This window comes from Hyphomonas sp. (assembly GCF_013823385.1).
In the GTDB taxonomy this organism is placed as follows: Bacteria; Pseudomonadota; Alphaproteobacteria; order Caulobacterales; family Hyphomonadaceae; genus Hyphomonas.
The window spans coordinates 1-1,864 of record NZ_PNMA01000119.1 but is presented as its reverse complement, the minus strand read 5'-3'; the positions used below and the strand labels follow the sequence as shown (position 1 = coordinate 1,864).

The window sequence follows — 1,864 nt, the reverse complement described above, 5'->3', positions numbered from 1 at the left end:
TGCTCCGCCAACATCCCGATATGGTAGTGCAGCTGCACCTTAATCCCTTGCTATGCCGGATTCTGGATATTCGAGGGTGGGAGGAGACGTGCGTTCAAGCCAAGAGCCCACCAAGTCCCCTGCGGTGGTCAGCGATAATGGCACCGAACTGACCTCGTTGGCGATCCTGCGCTGGTCGCAGGAGCGCCGCTTCGAGTGGCATTACATCGCACCGGGCAAGCCGATGCAGAACGCCTTCGTGGAAAGCTTCAATGGTCGCCTGCGCGACGAATGCCTCAACGAGACACTGTTGACCCCGCTGGCCCATGCCCGGTTCGTGCTGGCCACCTGGCGGCACGACTACAATTCGGTCAGACCACACGCGAAACTGGGCGGGAAGACCCCCGCCGAGATCGCCTGCCAACGCGCCTGGGGGCATGCCTCCAGACACGTTGCCATCCTATCAAACAACCATCATGAAGGAGCCAAACTCAACCTCTGACTGGTAACAATCATGGGAGCTCGTCAGCTGCCTTGTTGGTGCCCGAGGATTTGCGGAGCCGGACGCACTTCCCTTGCAATTGCGTGTGATGCGCCCGTAATGCGTGGTTGAGATCAGGTCAGGGGGCCTGTGCTATCGTTTCCGAGGAGGATCTCTTGCAAGTATCGCCCGACGAACCGGACTTTTACAGCATCCTCGGTGTCCGGCCCGACTGCGATCCCAAGCAGCTCGATCTGGCGTACAAGGCGCTGGCCAAGCAATATCACCCCGATCATTCCGTCTCGGCCGATCTTGAACGCTTCAAGGACATAACCGCTGCCTACCGCGTGTTGCGTGATCCGCTGCGGCGGCTTGAATATGATGATGCCAACCCGCATCTGCTCCGCGGCGCTCCCCGGGTGGGCGTGCGGGTTGCCGGGATCGATCAGGGCACGATAGCCAATGACGCGATTGTACATGATACGATCCTGATGCACCTCTACAATCTGCGCCGCCAGAATATCGATTCCGTCGGAGCGGGCGAATGGCAGCTGATCGATCTGCTCGGCTGTTCGCAGCGAAACTTCGAGTTTCACGCATGGTATCTCAGGGAAAAGGGCTACATCCGCTTTACCGAGGATGGCACCTGGACGATCACCATCGCGGGCGTCGACTATATCATTGAAACGATGCGCAGCCGGCAGGATACCATTCGCCTGATCACGCAGGCCGTGCAGGCCCAGCGTGACGAGCCGGTGGCGGACGCAGAACCGGCGGCTGATGAAGAGGGCGCAGCGGGCGAGGCGCCCTGACCTGCCCTGTCAGTCGGCCACGACCGCCTGCTTGCGGCGGACGAAGGCCTTGAGCTTGCGCGCGGCCAGCAGCGGAACCACCACCGAAAGCGCGATCCCGCCAAGGCTGCAAATGCCGAGCCAGATCGCCGCCAGTGTGCCGCCAGCCTGATAGATCCCGTAGAACACGGGTGCGGTCAGGATCAGACCGCGCACCTCGTTGGCGACGACCATCACGGCGCCGAACTTGAGGAGCATTTCCAGAAGGTAGGTTAGCAAACTGCTCATGCCTCCTATGTGGACGATAGAGGTTAATGTTCATTTGACGCACGCGCCAGTAGGTGAATTGCGCAATTCGTGCGGGAGAAGGCGGCCTTCTGGGCAAGACACAGAATATGTCAGAACCGGTTAGTCGCTTTCAACCGGTCGATTCGCGCTTGTGGATAATCTGGTTACAACCCGTTCAGGCGATTCGAGAAAACAAACAAGGTTGAGTTGCCCAAATTTGCTGCATTGCAAACTTGACAATCGGCCCGGATTCTCGCCGCCAGCGGTTGTTAACGCTTCCATAAATATCTTGATAATCATGAAGGTAAGGCGACGACCTGCGCCC

Annotated in this window: 3 protein-coding genes and 1 pseudogene; 2 read left to right on the top strand and 2 right to left on the bottom strand. The window is 59.0% G+C overall.

Annotated features, from left to right (window positions below; genetic code table 11):
* Positions 1-124: 124 nt before the first annotated feature.
* A pseudogene (locus C0456_RS20295) lies at positions 125-481 on the top strand (integrase core domain-containing protein); the annotation flags it as partial.
* 155 nt (positions 482-636) lie between these two features.
* The gene (locus C0456_RS20290) at positions 637-1,272 is read left to right on the top strand and encodes a J domain-containing protein (protein ID WP_291056442.1); all 636 of its coding nucleotides are present in this window, start codon (positions 637-639) and stop codon (positions 1,270-1,272) included.
* A 9-nt stretch (positions 1,273-1,281) separates the two neighbouring features.
* Here the strand turns inward: C0456_RS20290 and C0456_RS20285 are convergent, their stop codons facing one another.
* Together C0456_RS20285 and C0456_RS20280 are read right to left on the bottom strand one after the other, a co-directional pair.
* Entirely contained in the window at positions 1,282-1,539 is a 258-nt protein-coding gene (locus C0456_RS20285; RefSeq protein ID WP_291056439.1) for a hypothetical protein, read from the bottom strand.
* A 120-nt stretch (positions 1,540-1,659) separates the two neighbouring features.
* Positions 1,660-1,864: hypothetical protein (locus tag C0456_RS20280; protein WP_291056437.1), on the bottom strand; the 205-nt coding region annotated here is incomplete at its 5' end.